This is a genomic window from Paenibacillus sp. SJS-P3, from assembly GCF_056711585.1.
Genome location: NZ_CM160043.1, coordinates 4,187,836 through 4,211,865, shown reverse-complemented (window position 1 = coordinate 4,211,865; position 24,030 = coordinate 4,187,836). Strand labels below are relative to the sequence as shown.

At 49.5% G+C, this 24,030-nt stretch carries 18 protein-coding genes and 1 pseudogene; 14 read left to right on the top strand and 5 right to left on the bottom strand.

Annotated elements, in window-relative coordinates; all coding sequences use genetic code 11:
* The first annotated feature begins 107 nt into the window (after positions 1-107).
* A complete protein-coding gene (locus AC06G8_RS19420) occupies positions 108-677 on the top strand; it encodes an SF0329 family protein (protein WP_480283613.1) in 570 nt (189 codons plus the stop codon).
* Between the two features lie 303 nt (positions 678-980).
* Here AC06G8_RS19420 and AC06G8_RS19415 read toward each other — a convergent pair whose 3' ends face one another.
* Entirely contained in the window at positions 981-1,736 is a 756-nt protein-coding gene (locus tag AC06G8_RS19415) for an SDR family NAD(P)-dependent oxidoreductase (RefSeq protein ID WP_480283612.1), read from the bottom strand.
* A 230-nt stretch (positions 1,737-1,966) separates the two neighbouring features.
* Here AC06G8_RS19415 and AC06G8_RS19410 point away from each other — a divergent pair, with 230 nt between their 5' ends.
* The 4 genes from AC06G8_RS19410 (at position 1,967) to AC06G8_RS19395 (ending at position 5,346) form a co-directional block, all read left to right on the top strand.
* Positions 1,967-2,854, top strand: coding sequence for an AraC family transcriptional regulator (locus AC06G8_RS19410; RefSeq protein WP_480283611.1), 888 nt, complete (start codon positions 1,967-1,969; stop codon positions 2,852-2,854).
* A 410-nt stretch (positions 2,855-3,264) separates the two neighbouring features.
* On the top strand, positions 3,265-3,708 hold the full coding sequence (locus tag AC06G8_RS19405) for an ASCH domain-containing protein (RefSeq protein ID WP_480283610.1): 444 nt from the start codon (positions 3,265-3,267) through the stop codon (positions 3,706-3,708).
* A 27-nt stretch (positions 3,709-3,735) separates the two neighbouring features.
* Positions 3,736-4,605 (top strand): oxidoreductase, encoded by an 870-nt coding sequence (locus AC06G8_RS19400; RefSeq protein ID WP_480283609.1) that lies wholly within the window; start codon positions 3,736-3,738, stop codon positions 4,603-4,605.
* A 24-nt stretch (positions 4,606-4,629) separates the two neighbouring features.
* Positions 4,630-5,346, top strand: coding sequence for an SDR family oxidoreductase (locus AC06G8_RS19395; RefSeq protein WP_029198670.1), 717 nt, complete (start codon positions 4,630-4,632; stop codon positions 5,344-5,346).
* A gap of 429 nt (positions 5,347-5,775) precedes the next feature.
* On the opposite strand, the gene AC06G8_RS19390 is transcribed toward AC06G8_RS19395, so the two are convergent.
* The gene (locus tag AC06G8_RS19390) at positions 5,776-7,080 is read right to left on the bottom strand and encodes a sensor histidine kinase (protein WP_480283608.1); all 1,305 of its coding nucleotides are present in this window, start codon (positions 7,078-7,080) and stop codon (positions 5,776-5,778) included.
* Positions 7,077-7,769, bottom strand: a complete 693-nt coding sequence (locus AC06G8_RS19385; protein WP_480283607.1) for a response regulator transcription factor — start codon at positions 7,767-7,769, stop codon at positions 7,077-7,079. The genes AC06G8_RS19390 and AC06G8_RS19385 overlap by 4 nt, the downstream gene beginning before the upstream one ends.
* A 502-nt stretch (positions 7,770-8,271) precedes the next feature.
* On the opposite strand from AC06G8_RS19385, the gene AC06G8_RS19380 reads away from it, so the two are divergent.
* The 6 genes and pseudogenes from AC06G8_RS19380 (at position 8,272) to AC06G8_RS19355 (ending at position 15,698) form a co-directional block, all read left to right on the top strand.
* Entirely contained in the window at positions 8,272-9,108 is an 837-nt protein-coding gene (locus tag AC06G8_RS19380) for an SGNH/GDSL hydrolase family protein (protein WP_480283606.1), read from the top strand.
* A complete protein-coding gene (locus tag AC06G8_RS19375; protein ID WP_480283605.1) occupies positions 9,108-9,740 on the top strand; it encodes an NAD(P)-dependent oxidoreductase in 633 nt (210 codons plus the stop codon). Before AC06G8_RS19380 ends, AC06G8_RS19375 begins: the two co-directional genes overlap by 1 nt.
* Positions 9,741-9,764: 24 nt before the next feature.
* Positions 9,765-10,062: pseudogene (locus tag AC06G8_RS19370) on the top strand (MFS transporter); the annotation flags it as partial.
* 270 nt (positions 10,063-10,332) lie between these two features.
* Positions 10,333-10,962 (top strand): DUF2306 domain-containing protein, encoded by a 630-nt coding sequence (locus tag AC06G8_RS19365; protein ID WP_480283604.1) that lies wholly within the window; start codon positions 10,333-10,335, stop codon positions 10,960-10,962.
* 261 nt (positions 10,963-11,223) lie between these two features.
* Positions 11,224-14,046 (top strand): sensor domain-containing phosphodiesterase, encoded by a 2,823-nt coding sequence (locus AC06G8_RS19360; protein ID WP_480283603.1) that lies wholly within the window; start codon positions 11,224-11,226, stop codon positions 14,044-14,046.
* Positions 14,043-15,698: a thiamine pyrophosphate-binding protein gene (locus AC06G8_RS19355; protein ID WP_480283602.1), complete on the top strand. Its 1,656-nt coding sequence runs from the start codon at positions 14,043-14,045 to the stop codon at positions 15,696-15,698. Before AC06G8_RS19360 ends, AC06G8_RS19355 begins: the two co-directional genes overlap by 4 nt.
* 10 nt (positions 15,699-15,708) lie before the next feature.
* Here the strand turns inward: AC06G8_RS19355 and AC06G8_RS19350 are convergent, their stop codons facing one another.
* Positions 15,709-16,275 carry a hypothetical protein gene (locus tag AC06G8_RS19350; RefSeq protein WP_480283601.1) on the bottom strand — a complete coding sequence of 189 codons (567 nt, stop codon included), beginning with the start codon at positions 16,273-16,275 and terminating at the stop codon, positions 15,709-15,711.
* Positions 16,276-16,310: 35 nt separating this feature from the next.
* Positions 16,311-16,628 carry a recombinase family protein gene (locus AC06G8_RS19345; protein ID WP_480283600.1) on the bottom strand — a complete coding sequence of 106 codons (318 nt, stop codon included), beginning with the start codon at positions 16,626-16,628 and terminating at the stop codon, positions 16,311-16,313.
* A gap of 225 nt (positions 16,629-16,853) precedes the next feature.
* Here AC06G8_RS19345 and AC06G8_RS19340 point away from each other — a divergent pair, with 225 nt between their 5' ends.
* The 3 genes from AC06G8_RS19340 (at position 16,854) to AC06G8_RS19330 (ending at position 24,025) form a co-directional block, all read left to right on the top strand.
* Positions 16,854-17,192 carry a hypothetical protein gene (locus AC06G8_RS19340; RefSeq protein WP_480283599.1) on the top strand — a complete coding sequence of 113 codons (339 nt, stop codon included), beginning with the start codon at positions 16,854-16,856 and terminating at the stop codon, positions 17,190-17,192.
* A gap of 796 nt (positions 17,193-17,988) precedes the next feature.
* Positions 17,989-21,333, top strand: a complete 3,345-nt coding sequence (locus AC06G8_RS19335; RefSeq protein ID WP_480283598.1) for a DUF6603 domain-containing protein — start codon at positions 17,989-17,991, stop codon at positions 21,331-21,333.
* Position 21,334: 1 nt separating this feature from the next.
* Complete coding sequence (locus AC06G8_RS19330; protein WP_480283597.1) at positions 21,335-24,025, top strand: hypothetical protein; 2,691 nt, start codon at positions 21,335-21,337, stop codon at positions 24,023-24,025.
* Positions 24,026-24,030: the final 5 nt, after the last annotated feature.

Genomic DNA, 24,030 nt, shown 5'->3' with positions numbered 1-24,030 from the left:
CGTAGAAATTAGAAAAAAACTTGAAGATGTTGAGGATCGGATGAATGGAGACGGGGCAAACCCAGAGACAACTATCCTTTCCTCTGTTTTTATATGGAGGGGATTACATGTCCTGGAGCAAATTGAAGCAACAACTGGAGAGCTTTCTCTGTCCTGCGTTAGAAGGAAGGGTAGAATACCGCGCACCGGGTTACCGTTATTTACCTGATAAAACAGGTATTTGTTATATCTCTGTAGATAAAAAGAACGTACTCAATATGATGGATAAAACCAGCTTCATCAGATGGTATCAGACGGAGCTGGAAATCAAGAATGATCCAGATATTCAAATTCCTATCAACAATGACGATATTGAAGCGGTTAGAAAAGCTACCAAGGGGACCGTGCCGGAAGATCGTCTAAAAGTAATTGCCAGAAGCAGAATAAGTTCAGAATATGCAAAAGAGCTTTTGGCAGCACAGGCTTCATTAAGTAAATCAAATTTTATCGTTGTGGCTAATAAGTTTTTATCTACTTCTATAGAGGAAAGCTTAGAGAGCAATGATATCTTATTGAATATCCTAGCCTTGGTGGACAGAAGGTTTGGAAAAAAGCGGATCTTAACCATGTCCGAGAAGATGAAGTTAAAGCATCCAAGTGTGCAGTATTTCTATGAACTAAGGCGCAACACATTGTGAAGATAAGTTTTGTTCACACTGTCTACTCCACACATGTGGAGTCGGTCATATTGAGGGTTCGAACATGAGATGTGACAGATTCGATTGTCTCCGGCTTTCGCAGTGCATTTCGCACAATGACGGCCGGTTGGGGGAACAGTATGCAGTACCGAGAGGGGAAGCTGCTAGAGATAAACGATGCGAGCAATTGATAGGCGATCCCGAGAATGTCGCAAAATGAAGGGGTGTCCAATAAGTCATAATAATGACGATGTGACACCCTTTTTTATACGGGCTATTTATTGACTTTTTTCACCTGGGGAACTAAAGCAAATGTCCGCCAGACACTTCAATGTCCTGGGCTGTAACCCAGCCGAAATCATCAGACAATAAGTTCACAATGACCTTCGAAATATCTTCGGGTTGGCCGATTCTGCCAAATACAGATTGCTCAGCCAGCGTCTGAATGAATTCAGGATGTTTGTCGAATACTCCATCGCCAAAATTGCTGTGCGTAGGACCGGGCGAAACTGCGTTGACCCGAATTTGGCGAGGTCCAAGTTCTTTGGCGATATAGCGAGTCCAATTTGAGAATGCTGCTTTTAACGAGCCGTAGATGGAGTAGCCTGGGAATGATTGGTTTTTGGAAGAGCTCGTAGTATTTACAATAGCTCCGGCATCCTCCATGAATTCGACAAGTTGCTTTGTTAAAAAAACCGATCCTTTGAAGTTCGTATTAAGAATCTTGTCGAAGTATTCTTCGCTCATATCAGAGAGCATCATTGGCCCACCGACACCGCCATTATTAACTAAGTAATCAAAAGTCGTTCTGTTCCAGATGTCTTGGAGGCTCTTTTTCACTTCAAGAGCAAAACCTTCGAATGTAGATATTTGAGTCAGATCCAGCTTCAGTGCGAGTGCCCGAACGCCTTCATTCTGCTCAATTTCCTTAACGACAGCTTCTGCCCGGTCCTTATAGGAATTGTAGGTGAGAATGACGCTAATTCCACGTTTGCCAAGCTCGAGCGCCGTCGCTTTTCCAATGCCATTACTTCCACCTGTTACAATCGCAATTTTCATAAGATCTTCCTCCTAATTTTGTGTTCGTTTATGTTCGATCTGGTTTCAATTTTAGTCGCATCTGTTGAAATAACATAGATCTAATAATGCCATCTTATTGCCTAAAACCACCACGTTATCTTTCGTGCAACCCCAATTATCCTTTATATATGTCCTATGATGAGTCTAAAAATGCCGAATCATTTCAGAGCTGTGTTGAGTGACAAGAAGTCGTGTGATAAAATAAGTGCATGAATAACGTCCTTGATGAAATTATTGATCTAATGAGCGGGGCAAGTACTCGACAAATGGAAACCGGAGTACCGGGGCTAAGTATGATTAAGGGAGACATCCCCGCTCATCAACTCGCATCGCTCTACGAGCCGATGATTGGTTTTACGGTTCAAGGAACAAAGATTCTTTCCATCGGGGAGCGCAGCACTGACCTGAAAGGGCCATCATATTACGTGTTGCCGGTGCATGTTCCTGCAAAAGCGAGTGTACATCTAGACCGCGAGGGCCGTCCTTACATGTCCCTTGGCCTTAAGTTGAATCAGAATGTTCTTCAGAGTATATTGAGAGATCTTCCTGAAAATCAATTACCGACTGCTTCAGAGCATTTCGCAGCTTGTGAAATGGACATTGAATTTATGGAGGCATGGCTGCGCTTACTGCGTTTATCGAAAACATCAAGAGACATTCCTGGTCTTGCACCAGCTTATGAGCGCGAAATCCTATATCGCGTTCTAATGGGACCACAAGGATGGTATCTGAGGCAATTTGGTCTACGGGAAAGTAATCTATCTAAGATTCCCCAGAGTATAAAATGGTTTCGCAATAATTTTATGAAGCCAATAGACATTGGCGAGATGGCATCAAAATCTGGTATGGCTATAAATACCTTTCACCGTCAGTTTAAAAGGGCAACGGGTTTAAGTCCTATTCAATTTCAAAAGCAATTAAGGCTTTTGGAGGCTAGAAGCCTCATTGCATTTGAGGGCTATCCAGTAGCAAGTGCCGCATATCAAGTTGGCTATCAAAGTCCCTCGCAGTTTAATCGAGAATACTCTCGCTTCTTCGGTTCATCTCCGGCTCGGGACACTGAGAATCTAAGACGAATCGAAAGCACAAGGGATTAGATAGCGGGCTTCTTTTTTTTGTATACTCCACACATGTGGAGTGCTGTTCGCTACTGGTAAGAAACGTTTGAATACAAGGCGCATCGGCGATCAAGCCCTTCCTTAAATATGGAAGGGCTTTTATCCCGTTCATCCCGTTCAACAAGTGGATGACGAAACTTATGCCAGCATAATGAGCAGCGTAGGTGTACCTGAACCGGTCGTTCCGATTCGGGTTGGAATTCGGAGTGCGAGGGTCTACGTCAAATCGTAAACGAAATTCAGGCTTAATGGAGCGTTGTGAAACAGAGGTTGATCCCGAAGGTCTTATGCGACCGGAGCGATTGCGTCTTTTTTATGCGGGGTAAGGAAAGTTTGGAGAATGTTTGGGGAATAGTACTTCATTATGAACCGTAATGGAGCGTAGAGGAATGAAAGTATTATCCATGATTCAACCGTGGGCGACTCTGCTTGTCCAAGGCGAGACTCTCTATGAAACAAGATCCTGGAAGACCCGGTATCGCGGACCGTTGGCCATTCATGCAAGCAAGAAAGTCGATAAGCAGGCCTGCAAATATGAACCCATTCGTTCTTTACTCGCCAAGAATGGCTATACGGAACAAAACCTCCCTACGGGGGTTATCCTTGCAACCTGCGAGCTTACGAATTGTTATCAAGTCATCGACGCTAATGATACGTCAGCCATTCTGGATTGCGGGAAGGTCGTGACGGGGGATGACTTCCTGTTAGGCGATTACAGTCCAGGTTATTTTGCGTGGGAAATAGCGGGTTTCCGTCTGCTGAAGACCTATATTCCAGTGAAGGGAAAACTGGGACTATGGGAATATCCGATAGGCGAAGAGTTGATGATATGACCTATGTAAATTAATGGAGGTTCTGACTTGACCAATCACTTGTTTTCTCCTTATGAAATTAACGGTTTACAATTGAAAAATCGGGTAGTCATGGCCCCCATGTGTCAATATTCCGTAACCGCTAGGGATGGCAAACCCAACGAATGGCATTACGTTCACTACCTTAGCCGCGCAATTGGCGGTGCAGCCTTGATCATCATGGAAATGACGGACGTTGAGCCGGATGGTCGAATAACCGACTTTGATTTAGGGATTTGGTCCGATGACCATATTCCGGCATTTGCCAGAATTATTGATGGGGTTCATGCTCATGGGGCCAAGATTGGGATTCAAATTGCTCATGCTGGCCGAAAAGCGGAAGATGCTAAAGAGCCAGTGGCCCCTTCCGCTATTCCATATCCGGGATCCCGCTATAAGATGCCCCGCGCACTTACAGTCGATGAGGTAAATCAGATGGTACAGCTCTACGCTGATGCAGCCCGCCGGGCTGTTCAGGCAGGCGTAGATATGATTGAACTTCACGGGTACGCGGATGGGGGGTATGGTATGGAACATGCCATTAAGTTATCTAAAGCTTACCATGCAGCAGGTGTAGATGTCTTTCATGTAAGTTCTGGCGGGGAAGGACCCGTAGGGGAAAGAAAGCCTGGCAACTACCCAGGTTATCAAGTTCCTTTTGCGCGCAAAATTCGGGAGGCTCTTGGGGTTCCCGTCGTAGCTGTAGGCATGCTTGAGGACCCGGCACTTGCTCAATCCGTCATCTGCAGCGAAGAAGCGGATTTAGTGGCGATCGCCCGTGGCATGCTTCGAGATCCTTACTGGACTATCCATGCTGCTAAATCGCTTAGAAGTGAATATACCACCATTCCAAAGCAATATGAGCGGGCTTATCATTAATGGGAAAATAGGGAGGCTATCCGAATGTCATTGAAAGAGAAGCGAGTCATAGTTGTAGGAGGCACATCAGGAATTGGATTATCGACTGCCAAGGCATTTCTGGATGAAGGGGCAAAGGTAGTTATCGCAAGCCGTTCCGCTGCCAAGCTCTCGGAAGCCAAACAAACGCTTGGCGGGAATGTTGAAGCTTACGAGCTGGATTTTCGGAGTGAAGAGAAAGCCGCGGAATTTTTCGAAAAGGTTGGCAAGTTTGATCACTTGGTGATCACCGCTGGCGAAGGCGCGATGGGTGAGTTCCGCGAATTGCCGGTTGAACAGGCGCAAACTGCCTTCGACAGCAAGTTCTGGGGCCAGTATATCACCGTTAAAGCAGCTATCCCCTATTTGAACCAAGAAGGTTCCATCTCCTTGACTTCCGGCGTTTACGGCAAACGGCCTCCGAAGGGGGCATCCACGCTGGCTGCGATCAACTCTGCGTTGGAGGGTTTAATGCGGGGATTGACGGTGGATCTTGCCCCGATTCGGGTCAATGTGGTTTCTCCCGGAATCGTAGATACGCCTGTCTACGCAGGTATGCCGGAGGAAGACCGGAAATCCATGTTCAACGCCATTGCGCGCCAATTGCCTGTCGGACGGATCGCGCAGTCGGAAGATATTGCCGAAGCTTATGTTTACCTTGCGAAAAACGGATTCACCACTGGCTCCGTTATCCTGATTGAGGGCGGGGCGCTCCTATCCTAAACTCAGTACGTAAAACATATTAAAGTGCACGGAGAAGGTCATGAATATCTACGCGAGTAGAGTTCGTGGCCTATTTTTCAAACAAGATTTAACCTATATATTCAATGTGCTTTTCCGAACATCCGTCAATTTGTGCCCTCGGCTTGAGGAATGCGAGGAATTTAATGCACCTTTCCATTTGGTCAATTACCCGCCGTTTCCACGCCGGCTTTTTTTGATTTAGAGGAAGCGAGGAGATGTCCCGTCTAAACATTTCTGTCGTTAGACAGTTTTAAATACAAGAAAAACTGCCCTTCAATGGATTCCATTTAAAAAAAAGTAAAATACGACAGAAGATAAGTTTGTGATCTGAGTGTTACGAAACGGCGAGCTGCGGGAGGCATCATGGGAGTAAGCCCACGGAAGCAAAACTGGGATCAAACGTTGAACTTATCCGATCCAGCCGGTAAACACGGCGCCTCCTTGGGGGCGATTCGCGGCGATGAGTTCACCGTCGTGCGCTCTAATAATTCGCTGCGCGATCGTAAGCCCAAGCCCCGTGCCACCGGATTCCGGGTTTCTTGAATCGTCGCCCCGGTAGAACGCATCGAATAGATGAGAGAGGTGTTGCTCTGGAATGCCGGGCCCGCTATCTTCGATAGTAAAATGGGCTCGCGTTTTCTCCACGCGCAATCGTATTGTAATGAAGCCATTTGCTGGCGTATAGCGAAGGGCGTTATCGATCAGATTTCCGATCGCGCGCCGCAGCAGATGGGCATCGCCCTGAAGCTCGCCGCTCTCCGCCGGGGCTTCATAGATCATTTCAATTCCTTTTTCCCTCGCCAAAGCGATATAATCCGCCGTGATATCCTGGAACAAGGCGCCGATGTCCAGCGGCTGCGGCCGCAATAATTGCTCCAAGGACGACATCTGCCCGTACGAAAAAAGATCAGCCACGAGCCGTTCCAATTGCTCGGCCTTTTTGCTGCAAATAGCGGCATATCTAGCGGTTTTCTCCGGATTGCCGCCGCGTTCCAGCCTTGTCAGAAATCCCCGCAACGCGAATAAGGGCGTTCTTAAGTCATGCGCGATCGAGCTGATGAAGAATCGCCGTTCTTCCTCCAGCTCGGATTGGCGTAGGATCGATTCTCGCAGGCCCTTGCCCATCGCTTCGAAAGCGGCGCGAACATCCGCGACCTCCATAACCGTCGACGCGGGAAGTTGAAAATCCAAATCGCCCCCGGCGATCCGCCTGGCTGCCACGCTCATCGCCTCCAAAGGCTTCACCACGACGCGGCCCATCTGAATCCCGATGAACAGAATGGCCAATATTCCCGCGATGATGGCGAACGCCGTCGCCAATTCGCTCGTTTGCTTCGGAGCATAGAAGAGGGCCTTTCCTTGCAGTCGCCCTTGTTCCATGACGCTTAGTTCCCTTGAAGCGTCCGATTCCGATCCCGAAAGGATGGAACGATAAATTTCATTGCCCGAAGCATCGAGCAGGACTATTCCCGTATAAGAAGAGGTGACCTTTTGGCCGATCGCCGACTGCCAATCCGGATCGCGCCAGTGTGCGACGTCTGCGTCCCCGACATCGCGCATCAACTCGTTCAGGGCCGCCTGTTGGCGTGAATATTTGGCGTTTTCCAATACATACCGGTCGAATAAGCCCGGAATTTCATAGAACAGTTGCGGAAGGATGAGCACAATAAGCATGCCGATAACCATCCACTGGCGGATGCGTAGCGGTTTCATCGCTGCACCCCTTCGAAGCGATAACCGACGCCCCAGACGTTGGCGATATACGCCGGCTTCCTCGGGTCTTCTTCGATTTTTTCGCGAATTCTACCGATGTGGACGATGACGGAATGCTTGTCTCCGACTCCTTCCCAGAAGCGCTGCAGCAATTGCCCGTACGTGAAAACTTGGCGAGGGTACTCCGCGAACAAGCAAAGAATATCGAACTCTTTGGGCGTCATCGGTACCGGAACGCCGTCAATTCTTGCTTCGTGCGCCGGGATGTCTAGGACGAGACGGCCGAAATCCAACTCGAGCTTGACGTCCTTTTCGTGCTTGCTGTATCGGCGGAGCACGGCTTTGATGCGGGCGACGACTTCCTCAGGCGTCGCGGATTTCACGATATAATCGTCGCCGCCCAGGCTAAGACCCCTGATCTTATCCATGTCTTCGCCGCGCGCGCTCAGGAACATAATCGGCGTATCTTGCGTTTTCCGGATTTGCCTGCAAAGCTCGAGCCCGCTCTGACCGGGCATCATCACGTCCAGCAAAATGCAGTCGACCTGGTTGCGCTCCAATGCTTCGATCGCTTGGGCGGCATTATATGCTTCCACGACTTCGAACTGTTCGTCTTCGAGATAATCCCTCATTAACTCCGCGATTTCTTTGTCGTCGTCGACGATCAATACCATTCGTTTCGTATTCATGTTGTTTCCTCCAAATTTGTTCAGATGCCCTGAAGTCATTCTAGCATATGCACTCGGACCAGAGTTCCGAGTGAGCGGAATGAAACCGCACGTTGAGCGTTTTGTGACTTTTTCACTCAGTGTTTAGTGATATTTGAAAGGTATCGTTAGCAATGTCGATAAGCAATATCACTGTGGGAGGAAGAAAAGTGCATGCAAGGGTTGATTCATTTTCTGAATATTAGTTTGAGCATTTCTAGTCTGCATCGTAGCGAGAGTGATTATTGTCGAGCTGGCGACGTTCTCTGATGACTCGAATTGGGAGACGCACAAATCGTTTGTCAAAATTCAGCGCTGAGGCGGCTTGGGAATGCTCGCGCTCGTCGTGTTCAGTTCCTATCGATTCAGGCATGTCCGCTTTTGTGACGGGGGAGACGATCGAGACCAACGGCGGCATGTTCATGCGTTAAAACTGTTCCAAGAAAGAAATCATCATACATACAAAAAGGAGAATTGACGACAAATGGAAACGAACTTGAATCCGCAATTGGCAAAGCTGGTGCAATCGCAACATCCCGAGAAAATATTGGTGTTCGCGCGTAATTTGGACGACAAGGCGCTAGCGGCGATTTACGGCATGGACGTCGATACGTACCTACTCGTCAAAAAGCAATTGACGCAACAAGCGAAAGAAGCGGCGGAGCAATTGCTGCAATACCCCGATTTTGCCGCTCGGGTCGACCGCTTGCCGTTCAAAGCGGGCGAAACCGTGGTCGGTCTGGGCGAAAGCACGACGGACGATTTGCTTTCGTGGTTCGAAATTCTTCGGCATCTTATCGAGCTGCAAAGGCCGCAAGACGGAATTCACTTTGTCAACGAAGGGATTGCCGGCAATACGACCACCCAGGTTCTTGGCCGAATCAACGGCATCGTCGCCAGGCGGCCAAATTGGATCCTGTGCATGATTGGAGGAAACGATACGCTGCGCATCGGGCCCGACTCCACGAAAACGCAAGTCAGCTTGGAGGAAACGGCCAAAAACCTGCACGAGATTCGGCGGATCGCCGCGGCGCGATCCAAAACCGAATGGGTATGGATTACGCCTTCGACTATCGACGAAGAGCGCGTCAACGCGTATACGTATTTCCAGATGGGGCAGCTCAGTTGGAGAAACGAAGATATCGTAGCGGTCGGCGACTTGATCCGCGGCATGACCGATCTGGTCGTCGAGACGCAAGCGGGCTTCGGGCAACCGGCGCAAGAGAAATATATGGGCTTTGACGGAGTCCACCCTTCAGTCGAAGGACAACAAGCGATCGTGCGCTGGGTTATCGAGAGCCTTACCGGGGGCAAAGAGTAATGAAAATCGTCGTATTCGGAGCTACGGGCGGAACGGGCCGCCAAGTCGTCACCCAGGCGCTTGAGGCGGGCCACGAAGTGACCGTTATCGCGCGGAATCCCGAAGCCGTCGACATTCGCGGCGAACGGTTGGGAATTTTCCAAGGCGACGTGCTCGACCCGGCATCGTTCAGCAAACGGATTTTCGGCCAAGACGCGGTATTATCCGCGCTTGGCGTCAATCATCGCAAGCCTACGACCGTTTATTCCGAAGGAACGGGCAATATCGCGAAAGCGATGCAGGAGGCGGGGGTGCGCCGGTTGGTGTCCCTGTCCTCTTCTGGCTTGGAGATTCCCGGCGATACGCCATGGATGATCAAGCTGACGATTAAGCTCGTGATCCAACCGATGTTTAAAAACGCTTATGAGGACATGGCCCGGATGGAGAAGAAGCTTAAGAGGTCCGGGTTGGACTGGACCGTCGTTCGCCCTCCGCGGCTGACGAACGGACCGAAGACGGGCGCTTACCGAACGGCGATTAACAAGCATCTGCATAAGGCCGAGGGCATTGCGCGGGCGGATTTGGCCGACTACATGATCAAAGCGGTTCCGGACGAGGCATCCTACCAAGCCATCGTGGAAATATCCAACTAAACGAAAAGAAAGAAGAGCAATCCGATGTCAAGCATCCGTACGACAAAGATCGGATGGGTTATCGCAGCGCTGCTGCTCGGCATTCTGATGGCGGCTATGGACAATTCGATCGTCGCGACGGCCATGGAACGATCGTCTCGGATTTGGGAGGTTTCGACTTCTTCGTATGGGTGACCTCCCCGCCTATATGGTCGCGATGATGGCGGGAACGCCGATTTTCGGCAAACTATCCGATATGTACGGCCGTAGAATCTTTTTCGTCACCGGTTTGGCGATCTTCATCGCGGGCTCTATCCTGTGTGGAACTAATTCCGGCTGTACTGGCTGCCGTCGCGATCTTTTCCATGTCGAATGAACGGGTGGCGTTAGCTCCTAAAGGCAAGTTAAAACCCGACAGCAGCAAAGCGAAAGAAAGAGAATGACAGGGGAGCGCAAAGTTCGGACTGGCTGAACACCAAAATGGCTTTATCGTCATCGGGCGAGCAGTATCGTCTTCTGGTTGTTCAAGCGGTCATACCTCCCGCTGATTGTATGTTTGTGACAGTTTGCTTGATACAAAAAATCTCGAATGGATCGATACGGAGGCTGTAGAATGAAGCTTCAAAAAAAATGGTGGCTCCTTGTCGTTCTCTCGTTAGGAGTGATGATTCCCTTCTCCACCCCTTATTTTGCTCTGGATCCTGCGAACAGCCGGATTCCCATCGTTTCGAGTACGGTGCAGTTCCCTCTACTGATCGCGCATATCGGAACGGCCATGATTGCTCTTATTGTCGGATTGATGCAGTTTATCAATTATTTCAGGTTAAAGAGGCCGAACATACACCGATATTTGGGACGGATCTATGTTATATGCGTGATTATAAGCGGGTTGACGGCAATCGGACTATTTTTCTATGAAAGCAATTATGTAAAAGCCATGTCTTTCTTCGTCTTGTCGGTGCTGTGGCTGTTTACCTGCTGGAAAGGGTATCGAGCGGCCCTGAATAAAAGATGGGACGAACATCGGATCTGGATGTTCCGGAGTATGGCGATGACGCTGGTCGCCGTTTGCGCTCGGCTATTGGTGCCTTTTCTTATTCTTGCCTATTTGGCCAGCAAGGGATTTTCAGTAGACAGCAGGAAAGTTATGATCGATGCGATATTGAACGTCAACATCTGGACGGGTATTGTCATCAATTTAATTATCGTGGAATGGTGGATTTTCGGATCTAGAAAGAAATGACAAAATAGTGTTTCAGGGAGGTTCCAAATGTGTGGTGGGGACATCATGTGTTTTTTTCGTTCGGTCTGGAGAAAACAAGAGCAGCCTGAGGATGAAACGATCGCTCCCGCGGAGGAGCGATCTTTTTTATAACAATCTAGATAAAAACCGACATTCTCTGTCCGAGAGGATGACGGGTTTTCTTGGGAATAAAGGAAACTGATGTTTCGTGTAGAACTATGTAGAAATATGGCTGTTTTTAAAAAACTGCGGAGGCAGATTATGTTGAAAGAACAGATGAGATATTCTCGTTTAGCGCATCTTACAAAATTGATCAATACGAAGCTGGAGCTGCGTGAAGTATTGCAGCATGTAACGACGGCAATATCCGAAGAAATCGTTCAATGCAATTCCGTAGGTATTTATTTACCGCAGGAGGACGGGACGTTCAGAGGGTATGTAGGCAAACCGCAGGTTATTAACGGATGGACGCTGGATATGCATGTCATTGATACGGATATGGACTTGCTGGCAAAAGAAGTAATTGAAACAAAAAAGACCATTTACATACCGGATACATCAAAGGACAATCGGCCCGACCCCAGAGCGGTAGAAGGGTTTAAAATCAAATCATTACTCGTTCTTCCGATCTCGTTTGAGCAGGAATTATTCGGTCTTGTTTTCTTATTTGATTATGGCATTCCGATGAATCTGACAGAGTCGGAAATTCAAAGTGTCGAGGCATATGTGAACATGGCAGCCGTAGCGATACAAAACGCAAACAATTTGGCGCATAAAGAAAATCTCATTGCCGAGAAGCAGCTGTTGCTGGATGTGACCCGCGATTTGGCGATGTGCTCCACGTTGAATGAGAGTTTGGATATTTGCTTTTCGTACTTGGGGAAAGTCTTGAACAACTCCAATATAGGCGTTCACTTATTAGATCCCATAATGGAAAGAAAAATTAGTCCGGCGAAGTTAAGCAAGGATAGTGACTGGACGGAAGAAGACTGGCTGAAGACACACGGTTCAAGCGAATTGGATCCAAGCACCGACCTTTTGTTTCAAGAGGTCATTCACTCGAAAAAAGCCCTCCTTATTCCGGATGTCTTCGCAGATGTAAGGCCCAACCATGAGGTTTGCCGCAATTTCGGCATCAAGGGCATATTTATTCTCCCATTGGTTTCGATGGGTGAAGTATTGGGCGCCATACCGGTTGTCGATCTTGAAAAAGGGAATCTCGTGTATCCGAGCGCTGTGGTGGAACTCGCGCAATCCATTGTGGATGCTACCGCTTCGACAATATCAAACATCCTGTATATGGAAAAGCAAGAGATTATCATCGTAGAGAGAACTTCAGAAATCACGGAGAAAAATAAGGAACTGGAAAGATTCGTAACCGAATTGCGGCAGCTTAGCCGAGAGAAGGAGTTAATTCTCAACTCGGCGGGTGAAGGGATATTTGGTTTGGATCTTGACCGAAACATTACATTCTGCAATCCGGCCGGCATCTCCATATTGGGCTACGGCACAAAAGGTGAATTGATCGGACAATCGGCAAGCATTATTTTCAACGGCAAAGATAATCTGGAGAACAAGGATAATGTCTCCGCCGGTTTCTATAGGAATTGGGATCCTTACGATAAGGATCATAGATTTTATCGCAAAGATAATACCTGCTTTCCCGTTGAATATGTCATCTCCTCCATTAGGGAGGGTGACGAGATTGTGGGGGAAGTGGTCACCTTCAAGGATATAACGCAAAGGAAACAAATGGAAGAGGAAATCAAATACCACGCTTACTTCGATAGCGTCACCGATTTGCCTAACCGGGTTTTCTTGAGAGACAGACTGAATCAAGAGATCACTCATGCAAAGCTCAGTGGAGAAAAACTGGCCCTTCTTTACTTGGATTTAGATCGGTTTAAGTTCATCAACGATTCTTTGGGACATAGCCTCGGCGATCAATTATTACGGGAAGTTGCCAGGCGGCTCAGTCTTTGTGTTCCAAAGGGTGCAACGGTATCGCGTCAAGGCGGAGATGAATTCACCATCTGCTTGCCCCATGTTAAAAGCGAAAGTGAAGTGTTGCAGGCCGTTCATCTCGTCATAGATTCATTCACGGAACCCTTTCAATTATTGGACAATGAAATTTATGTTAAGACGAGTGTTGGCATTAGTTTGTTTCCCGATGACGGCGATACGACCGAGACATTGATTAAAAATGCGGATACTGCGATGTACAAATCCAAAGAAATATCGGGCAATAGTTTTCATTTCTTTATTGAAGGAATGGACACCCGAACATTCGAAAGCGTTAAACTCGAGAATGCGTTATATAGAGCTCTGGATCAAAAGGAACTCTTGGTTTATTACCAGCCGTTAATCGACTTGACAACGAATCAAATTGTGGGCGTAGAGGCTTTGCTAAGATGGAATCACCCCCATAAAGGAATGATAGCGCCAGATCAATTTATTCCGATTGCTGAAGAAACAGCCTTAATCGTGCCCATCGGCGAGTGGGTTCTTAGAGAGGCATGCAAACAATTAAAACAGTGGCATGACGAAGGACACCCCCTGTTAAGCGTATCCGTTAATTTGTCGGCCCGTCAGTTTGAGCAAAACAATTTATTTGCATTGGTTAGCAACACGTTAAGTGAAGTAAACTTGTCCCCTGAACATTTGCACCTGGAGCTTACAGAAAATCTTATTATTAAGAACAGAGACTTAACGTTAAAAACGATGAAGGAATTAAAAGGCTTAGGCATTAAAATCGCGATCGATGATTTTGGGACGGGATATTCTTCGTTAGGATACTTAAAAAGCTTGCCGATTGATACTTTGAAAATTGACAAATCGTTTTTACTGGACAATACGGATGAGAACGATAATGCAGCGATTACAAGCACCATTATTACACTGGCTCAAAACCTGAATCTTCGTGTCATTGCCGAAGGGGTTGAAACAAAGCAGCATGTAGAATTTCTATCCGCTCGAAACTGTTATTTAATGCAAGGTTATTACTTCAGCAAACCTATGAGTGCAGAAGATATAAGCAATCGTTTATTAACAATGGCCGATAATGGAGGAAGGATTCGAACATGAAAGCAGCCCGTGCAGTATTAGAATTTTTAAAACAAAATGACGTGAAGCATATTTTTGGTATTCCGGCGGGCTCCGTCAACGCTTTTTATGATGCGCTTTACGATATGCCTGAGATAGAACCGGTGGTAACAAAGCATGAGGGAGCCGCTTCCTACATGGCGGCTGCCTATGCAAAATACACAGGCCGGATGAGCGTAGCGATCGGTTGCAGTGGACCGGGGGGAACGAACCTGCTTACCGGGGCGGCCAACGCGATGCGCGAACATTTGCCCGTTTTATTTTTAACTGGCGCTGTTCCTGTGAATACCATGGGATTAAACGCCTCCCAGGAACTGGATGCCGATCCTCTCTTTCGTTCCGTCACCAAATATAGCGTCATTGTAAAAGAGGCAAAGGATTTGCTCCCTGAAGTCGTTAAAGCAAGCCAAATTGCAATATCCGGCGTGCCGGGCCCTGTTCACATAGCGATCCCGATCGACGTGCAGCATGCCGAAGTCGAAAGCCTTGATTCTCCGGTTTTTCTTGAAAGAAAGCCTATGACTCCTGTTCTAGAAACGATTCAAAAAGCAGCCAAAGCGTTATTGCAGAGGAAAGATGGCTGCATTCTTGTCGGACAAGGCGTCAGAGGTGCTGTCGACTCGTTAATCGAGCTGGCGGAAATGCTGAATTGGCCAATCGTCACAACCCCGCAGGCAAAAGGATATATTCCGGATCATCATCCGCTTCTTGCAGGCGTATTTGGATTTGCGGGCCATGAAGCCGCTTCGACCTTAATTACCGAAGGCACGGGTCAAGCCCTGTTGATTGCGGGTTCAAGTTTGGGCGAAACCGCTACGAGCAATTATAATCCGAATCTTACCAAAGGCCGATTCACTGTCCAACTTGACTTTGACCAGTCGGTGTTTAATCGGAAATACGAGATCGATATCCCTGTCTTGGGCGATATTCGTTTGAGCCTATTGATGATAATCGAAGAATTAAGAGTTTTGGGGTTGTCGAGGGAAAGTAAGGACCTTGCCTTTAAAAAGATTGTTAAAGGGAATGAACCGTCATTTCAGGATATCGAGGCGTACAACACGAGAAATGTCCTGTTGAATATTCAGAAGCTGTTGCCGCCCGCAACCCGGTATACCGTCGATATTGGCGAGTTTATGTCCTATGTCATACATTACATGAAGGTTTTGGATTGCGATTCCTATGACATCAATGTCCATTTCGGAGCAATGGGAAGCGGCATCGGGTCAGCTATCGGTGCAAAATTAGCTGAACCTGAACGTCCTGTCGTATGTATTACAGGCGATGGTTGTTTTTTCATGCATGGAATGGAAATATTGACAGCTAAAGAAAAGGGTCTGCCCATTTTGTTTATTGTGATGAATAATGCGCGCTTAGGAATGGTTTATCACGGGCATTCGCTGCAATTTAAGAGAACCCATCCATCCTTTGATCAGGAAGCGGTCAATATCGCCGAGATGGCCGCCGCTATGCATATTCCCAGCTTTAGAATCAACGGTTTGGACGATATCAACCCAGACATGATTTACCGTTTATTGGATTCCAATGGGCCGGCTATATTAGAAGTGGCTTTAAGGGACAACAATGTTCCTCCGATGGGGGATCGTGTTAAATTTTTATCGTCTTTTGGGAAGTAATGTCGATTGCTTACAAATGAGAGTATGAGTGTTGAATGACATTCCTTACTGCCATAATCGTTTGTCCCTTAAAGGAATCTGGAACAGGTTCGCCTTCAGGGCTTGTGAAATAGCAGCTTCCTTTGTTCTCCTCGAATTGGAATCCCAGAGAGATTAATGCGTTGATTAAGTCGACCGGCAACGCTCCGGAGCCGGTTTGCTCGGTAAAGTAGTTTGTGGGGAAAATTCTCACATCAACATCTCCGGTTCCGGTATGAACAACAAACAAGTCTTTTTCATGCCGAATCATCCATTGATTTTTGGAGTACAAAGAGATTTTGGCCCCTTCCAACTTAGAGAGGGCATCTAAATTAATACTCAGAATTTGATTTATCCATTTGCGGACTTCTGCGCCCGTTGCTTTGTTGCCGCTGTGCTCCAGATAGGTATCCAGGGCTGCCCGGAACAGGATTGGCGAATCAGCGATGGATTCCAAATCGATATTGAAAATCTGGTGGACAATATTTATAATGTCAAAACTGCTGATACCTTTTTCATCAGCACCCATGTGCTTGTCCATTGCCTCTGCCTTTGTCATCACGCCATCCTCCTTCAAAACGATTATATCGGGTTTCAGGTGGAAAAGCACTCATGATGCAACAGCAAAACAAACATAATCTCCAATACGGCTAAATGCTCGTCCATTGTGATAATGGCGGGATGTGCATTTTCATGGATTATTTGTTCGCTAGGGTCTACACGTCTACGCTTCTTGGAGATGAAGTCTCTTGTCTCTTCACGATGATGTACAAGAGTGCCTGTGTAGACAATGTTTTTGAGAATGACGCTTACGGAACTTTGATTCCATAATGTCCCTCTGTTGCCGCCACCTGATACAGTTCTAGGGGTTGCAATACCTCTGCCTATGAAGTAATTGCTGATTTTGTACATGCCTCAATTCTGATACAGATAGAGGTCGAACATAGTTCTACATACCTACAAACATTCATCAGGAGGGAATCAAAAGAAGTGCAACGTGATACTAGAACTACATTCAATCAGCCCAATAGGTCAACGCCCTCCCAAGTTAATAGGGCTATTAACGGTCAATCTAGGGCGGCTAGTTCCCAAGTAAATAGGACTACAGTCAGCCAAGCAGGGGGAGCAGGAAGCCAGTTGAATACTACAAATAATGTGAATACCGTAACTTGCCGCAAATGTAAGTCACAGCAAGTGGTAGCCAACAAAAGAGGTTACAGCTTTGCTAACCTGTTCAAAACTCTTGGTATTATGATTCTTATTGGCATACTTCTTATCATGGCAAGCGGTTTTGCTTTTATGTACAGTAAGAACGGTGGTGCTGGTTCGGCACTTGGGGCATTTGGCATTGTCGGAATCATTATTTTTTTCCTAACTCTACCTGTAAGTATTTTGGTGGGCTTTGTCGGCAGAAATGAGATTGTCAACGGCTGTATGAACTGCGGCTTCAAATGGAGACCTGCCAAGAAGAAGTGAAATTTGACGGGGGTGGGTCAATTTTTGATATACCCGCCGCACTATGACAGTCAATAGCATTGTCTCATGAGGGAGCAACAATACTCTTGCAAACTGAATATCTTTCTACCAAGCTGCTTTATTCAATAGTCGCTTTCTGCGTCAACAGGGGCAACAAGCCGCCTTCTGTGTCAGCAGGAGCGGCTTTTTCTGTATTTTGGATACTTGTTAGGGGTGGGTCAAATTTTGACGTACCTCCATCAACTTTTGATGCTAGTCATTGTCGGGCTCGTAGAACGTCTCTTTTTTGGCTTCCTTTGCCAAGGTGTCTATTATCGCTTCTCTCCATAGTCGAATCCCCTCGCCACCTACTTTTTGAATCCAGTCCTCACATTGCCTTAATCCGCTCTTGTAGTAATACTCGGCTACAATATTGTGGATGACAGGGTCGAACCACCATAAAAAGCCTCGTATTTCTGTCCAATCGTAGATTACTCAGTCAGGGAGGGCATCACTAAACCCCACTTTCATGTGCGGGTTGCGGACGAAAGACCATGAATGTTTTGTTTGGATTGTTATTGATATGACGAACAGATCATACAGCTTAAAGATGTAAGAAGTAAGTCTATTATCTTAGTAAACCAAGCTGCTTTATTCAAGATATCTAAGACTTTGTGCCTAAGTTTTTGTTCTTCCCCTTTGCTGAGGATTAGAAAATGCTGTAGAAACTTGGCTCAACTTTAATGCTTCGGTTGTACAGACTTCGATATAGCAATATCTTACAATCTGTTTGTTACAGTGAAGGAGGTATTGTGTCGTGTCCGATCTGTTCCAAACCATTACCAACGCGTTTAAGGATGCGATGGCAACAGATGTACTGCCATTACCCACTGTTCTCGACGCTCTCGGCGATAAGCTGGAGCGGTTATCCGGCGTATCCGTGGACTGGATGGGGCAAGGCGTGCAACACTGGCTTGACGAGTTCAAAATTATTTTCGGAGATCAAAATCTTCGGGACTCGCTTCTTGTTCGGGCCCTTCAGATGAAGGCGCCGCGAGTCGCGGAGTCTTTGACGATTCTCGGCGTCATCACCTATTCCTTCGTGGATGAACCGGTCATCGGAGCGAACAACGTTCATCATTTCAACATTAAATGGGACAAACTGACTCGGCTTTTCAGCAACCCCGGCCCTACCGCAGCCGACCCGGGTTGGTGGATCGGCAAAATCCATACTATCGATGACGTTAAACGCGTCCAAGTTTACGCCTCTATGCTCGCCGTCTCTCCCGCAGCCTTGATTCGGCTCGAATATGAACGGAAGGGATTCGCCGCATTGCCTTCGCCTGAGGTAGCCGACCCGACGATTGATCTAACCGATCTCCTCGGGTTAGTCCATTCCCCGCTTCCCGTCCGTTTACCTACCGCGATTTTGAACGACTTTCTAGCTTATGCCGCCCAAACCGGCCTTCCGGCTGCTGATCCCACCGACTTGTTCAACGTTATTGGTCCCGACATACTGCCGGTTGACGGCCAGCATCGGCTGAACGGCTTCGGTATCGAAATTGCGCTTCAGAACGTGCAGAACGTCCTCTCGAAAACGCTTGATCTCGGAGGCGGATGGAAGCTGGGCATCGCCAGTCCCGACGCGGGAAACAAAACGTACCGGGTCTTCCTCCAGGATGGTCACTTGGATCATTCCCCGCCGCAGCTCTCCGAAGGGGAGTTCGAAATATTCGTCTCCAAACAACCACCCTCCGGAGAAGACGCGATGGTGTTCGGTCCCAAAAACGGCACGCATCTCTCTTTGGGCTCGGCGCGAGTCTTGCTTCAAATGCGGGATAGTGAACCGTACTTTACGCTTAGCCTTGATCTTCAACGAATCACTCTCGTGCTGACGACCGAATCGCTCCAATCGATCGGCGGTTCTGCATTGCCCGCTTCCGTGCAATGGGAAGCGGAGCTGCGGCTGGCATACGAGGCGGGGAAAGGCTTGCTGCTGCACGCCGGAGCCGACGGCGTCTTCTCCGCCTTATTCGCGGCGCCTATGTCGTTCACAATCGGATCCTCCCCTGTCGAAATAAAGCTCACTCAGGTACAGGTCAAACTCGAGATCAAGCCGGATGAGATTGGCGGCACCTTCTACGCAAGGATGCACCTGAACTTTGGAGCCAGCGCCCAACTCGGTCCGCTTCATGCGACCATGGATGCCGCGGGCGTCATGTTCGGCCGCTGGGAAGAGGGCAACGCGTTTACCGTCGAACCTCCTGCGGGCGTAGGTCTCGAAATCGCGGCCGGCCCCGTCAGCGGCGGCGGATTCCTGAAGAAATACGACTCCGGCGAGTATAGCGGAGCCATGCAGCTCAAGGTACTGGATGGAATCGGCGTGACCGCCTTCGGCTTGTACAAGCGACTACCGGAGGGCGACCCTTCTTTCGTCGCGGTGCTCGGCGTCAAATTTCCCTTCCCCGGCATTCAACTGAGCTGGGGATTCGCGCTGGAAGGCGTCGGCGGGCTCGTCGGCATAAACAGAAGAGCCGATACGGACCTCCTGCGGGATCGGTTATCCAACGGCGCGAGCGGCCATGTTCTTTTTTGCGAAGATCCAGTCAAGCAAGCGCCCGCGCTGCTTAACGACCTTCGCGCGTTTTTCCCCGAGGAAAAGGGCATCTTCGTTGTCGGCCCGACCTTCAAGCTGAATTGGTTGGAATTACTGCATCTTGACGTAGGCGTCTTCATCGAACTTCCCGGACCCCGCAAGCTCTTCCTCACCGGATCGGCGCGCATGCAGTTAGGCGCGGACGAGAATCTCGCGCTTGTCAATATCAGGCTTGATTTCGTCGGCGGAATGGACTTCACGCAGCAGCTTATATTTTTTCAAGCCGCGCTTGTGAATTCTCATGTCATGCTTATCCTCGACATTACCGGGGAAGCCGCTCTTCGGATCGGTTACGGCCCGAACGGCTACTTCGTCTTTAGCGTAGGGGGATTCCACCCCTCGTTTAATCCCGGTCCGCTTAATATTCCCCGGCTCACCCGAGCCGGCGCATCGCTCTCCATGGACATGGTCGTTAGTGCATGGCTTAAGCTCGGGATGTATCTCGCCATTACGCCGAACACATTGCAGTTAGGCGCGAACGTGGAAGCAGGTCTCTCCATCGGCCCTATAAGCGCGCACGGTTGGTTCTCTTTCGATAGTTTAATCCAATTTCGTCCGTTTTTCTTCGAAGCCGAAATCGACGCTGGGTTCGACGTCGAGGTCGCGGATTATTCCTTGTGCGGCGTTCGCGTTCAAGGCAATATGACCGGACCGGGACCGATTACGATTAATGCCAGAGCGAGCATAAGCATCCTTTTCTTCGAAATCTCGGAGAGCGTTACGCTGGAGATCGGATCCGGGCACAGGGACACGGCTGGGGTCGACGAGGACATTGTCAATCTTCTCAAAAGCGAACTCTCCAAAGCGCAGAACTTGAGAGCGGAAGGTGAAGACGGGAGCGTACTGATCCGCACGCGAAAAGCTGCTGCAGGAGGCGCGGACGGTAGCATTCTCCGCATCTCCCCGGTCGGATCGCTCATTTGGGAGCAGAAGCGCGTCCCATTGGCGCTGGATATCACGCGCTTCGAGGGGGTCGACCTCGCCGGTCCTCACCATCTGTCCGTCAATCTGGACGAACAACCGGAGTTGAACCAACAACCCGAGATCCTCTGCACGCCGGAGAAGGACTGGTTCGGCGTCGGCACTTTCGCCAAGCTCGGAAAAGCCGAACAATTAAACGCTCCGACGTTCTCCGAACTGCAGTCCGGCTTAAGAATCGGTGCCGGTAAACTGGATTTCACCGATACGCGCGATTACACCGTTAATCTTGACCTCTGGAAATTACCGAAGAGATTTCCCAAGTTTGCGTGCGAAAGAATTGTTCTCAACTATGTAGGAGCCGGCTTGCTGAACTTGCAGCGCGAACGAGGCCATTATGTCCCCGCGCGTGCGACCGAACCGATGGTGAAGACGCGTCAGGAGAACTGGTCATCTTACGACAAGCAAGGAGCGGTGCACCGCTCGGCGCTTAATCCGGCGCAAGCCATTCTCTCCGCAAGGACGGAGAAGGGCGGATTCGCCCTATCCGAGCTGGATTCGACAATCGATCTAAGCGAGGTGATCTGACATGACGGATAACGCTCCGGGTCCTCTTCAATTTCACGCCAACGCGCGTTCGCCTTTGTTCCGGGCGATGAAGGAAGACGGGCAACGGCTTGTCGGCTCCTTAAAGCTGACGTTGAAGGACGATGTTACCGGAAGTGTCGCTAAAGCGGAATCCCCGCTTTCCTTCGCCGTCTTTTCGGCTGACGAGATTGTCGGCCTAAGAAACGGAGCCATTCTCGGAGTCGCCCCGAGGCCGTTTACCCACGGCGCGGAGACGACGAAGCTCCCTCACGTGGATTTCGCGGAACAAGATTTTCCGTGGCGCTATACGCCCAAGGAGAATTCGCCCACCCTCAAGCCCTGGCTCGCGCTGTTAGTCGGTACGCCAGAACAGCTCGTCATCAAAGAAGGACAACTGGTCACGGCAAGCTCGGACTTATTGACTCATTACCTGTTGGAGAAATCGCACTTGTGGGCTCACGTGCAGAATGGCCGATCCCGCCTTCTAGCTAACGTCGAGCTGCAAAAATTCACCGAATACGTCGCCGCTCTTGTTCCCGCCTTCGATGCGCTAGGAGGGCCAGCCTGGTCGAACGGAGTTTTATCCGACCACGCCGTAAGGACCGTGCTCTACAGTTGGAAATTTTGGACTGCGGAAGCGGGCGACTTCGAGACGCTCGCCGCGGCCTTAAAGGTGAAGGAAGGCGGCGACCTTGGACTGGCAAAGCTGCGCTATGCCCGTCATGTAGAAGAACCTTCGATCGAAATCGATGTGACGCTAGAGGCACGAGGCGCCCTGACTTCGCTCAAGCTGCCGCCTGTTACGCCCGAAGCGATAGACAAAGAAGCGATGGTCAGAGAGGATTTGAACGCTCTGGCACAAGACGTGAAGGACGTCGGCGAGCCGTTAAGAGACATCGTCGGTTTGCCGCAGTACGGCCGCCCTTGGTTGCCCGATCCGCGTTCAACGATATGGGGAAAGAAGCTGAACGACGATCCCCGCTACAGATCGATCTCGGGACTTGGCGCTTGGCTGGGCATCGAAGCGCAGGAGGAGCTCATGAAGGCCGCGGTCGAGCAAGCCGGGAGCCTGCTTGAAGCATCGCAACGCATTCGCCAACTCGCGCAAGGGTTGTTAGCTTCGCAAAGCTTGTGGCTGCGATGGCTGCCGGACCATCCGCTTCGACGCCTCAGCCTCTTCGGACCGGCGATGGGGCGCATGCGCGCTTCCGATGGCCGCAGAGTGCTGGACCGAGTCACCTCCGGGACGAGCCCATTGGCGCCGGCTTTGTTCTCCAGCGCGGCGATGCGGGTACTTCGAAACGGCACAGCCCGGACGCGCCATCACAACGGTACGTTCGATAGAGCCGAAGCTCTCGAAGCAGCCAACCGTCCGATCGACCCGACCATAGGCACTGCTGCGGGACTCCCGCATGCGAACGACGTTTTGGGCAAACTTGGTTTTCTCCCGTTGGAAAAGCAATTCGGATTAAAGCCGATCGTTCCGAGGCTGCTGGAACGCTTGTATGAAATCGGAGAGAAGTTCGATGGGCAGCCTAATTCGCCGGACATGAGATCGGAGTTGTTGCGTGCGCTAGTCCAATCGGATCTCGGCTGTGCGCAGGATATCACGGGGATTTTAGAACAATCCGGTCTTCGTTTACTAGTTAAGGAGCAGATTGTCCGAACCGTGCTGCGAATGTGCTTCTACGATACAAATGCGGAAACGGAAGGAATCGAACTCGCTTTCGTCTTGGATTCGCTGCTTCCGCCCCCGCCCTCCTTCGTTCGTCCCGTCGAGCTGAGTAAGCTCGCGGGAGTCATTGGAGCCGCAATCGACCCGACCCAAGATAAGCCGCCGGCTTGGCGGCGAGTCGCTTCGACGATCGAAGGCTTGGATTTATCCCATCTCGCTCCGCCGGAACTGCCGCTCGGGCTTTACTTTCCGACGTGGCAGCTGTTGAACAAGCTTGCCAAAGAGTGGCTCCTGCCGGGCGTCGGGGACTTGCCCAAAGACTCCGTTGTATCCCTGAAAACAAACCCGGCTTTTATCAACGCCTTCATGGTCGGAATCAATACCCAGTTCATGCGCGAGATGCGTTGGCGCAATTTGCCCGTCGACCCGACATTTACTCCTCTCCGCCGATTCTGGGGTCGCGTGAATTACGAGAGGACCCCGGCGGCCGAGGACGTAGCGAGACAACCCGATATCCTTCCTTTCCTGGAATGGGTAAAGGCGCCGGAAGCCGATCTCGACTCCCCGAAGCTCGTCCTTCAAGATCCCGGCGACATCAAGTCGACCGAAGATCTGGTCGTTGTATTTCGTACCGACTTGTTCCGAAGATATCCCTCTACTTTGGTCTATCTTGTACGCAAGTCGGGGAATGCGACATTAGATGATGACAATCTCAAGACAACCCCTGATTTCACTTACAACGCAGGTGAAATAGACAGCCGGACTTACGTCGGGCCGAACTTCATGGCCGAGTTGGAGACGGATCTGCATGCGTTCCTCTTCGATATCGACCCGAACACGCTCGATGATTATTGGCTCATCCTTGACGAGCCGCCGGCAGAGCTAAGATTCGAGTATAAGCCGCATCCCGTGCCGGACAGTCCCGACGTGACCAGCGTCGATTTCGCCAAGAGCACGATCGACCACCCGACCCGAGTGGCGTGGGATGGCCATTATCTTAAAGAACAGGTGGATTGATAATC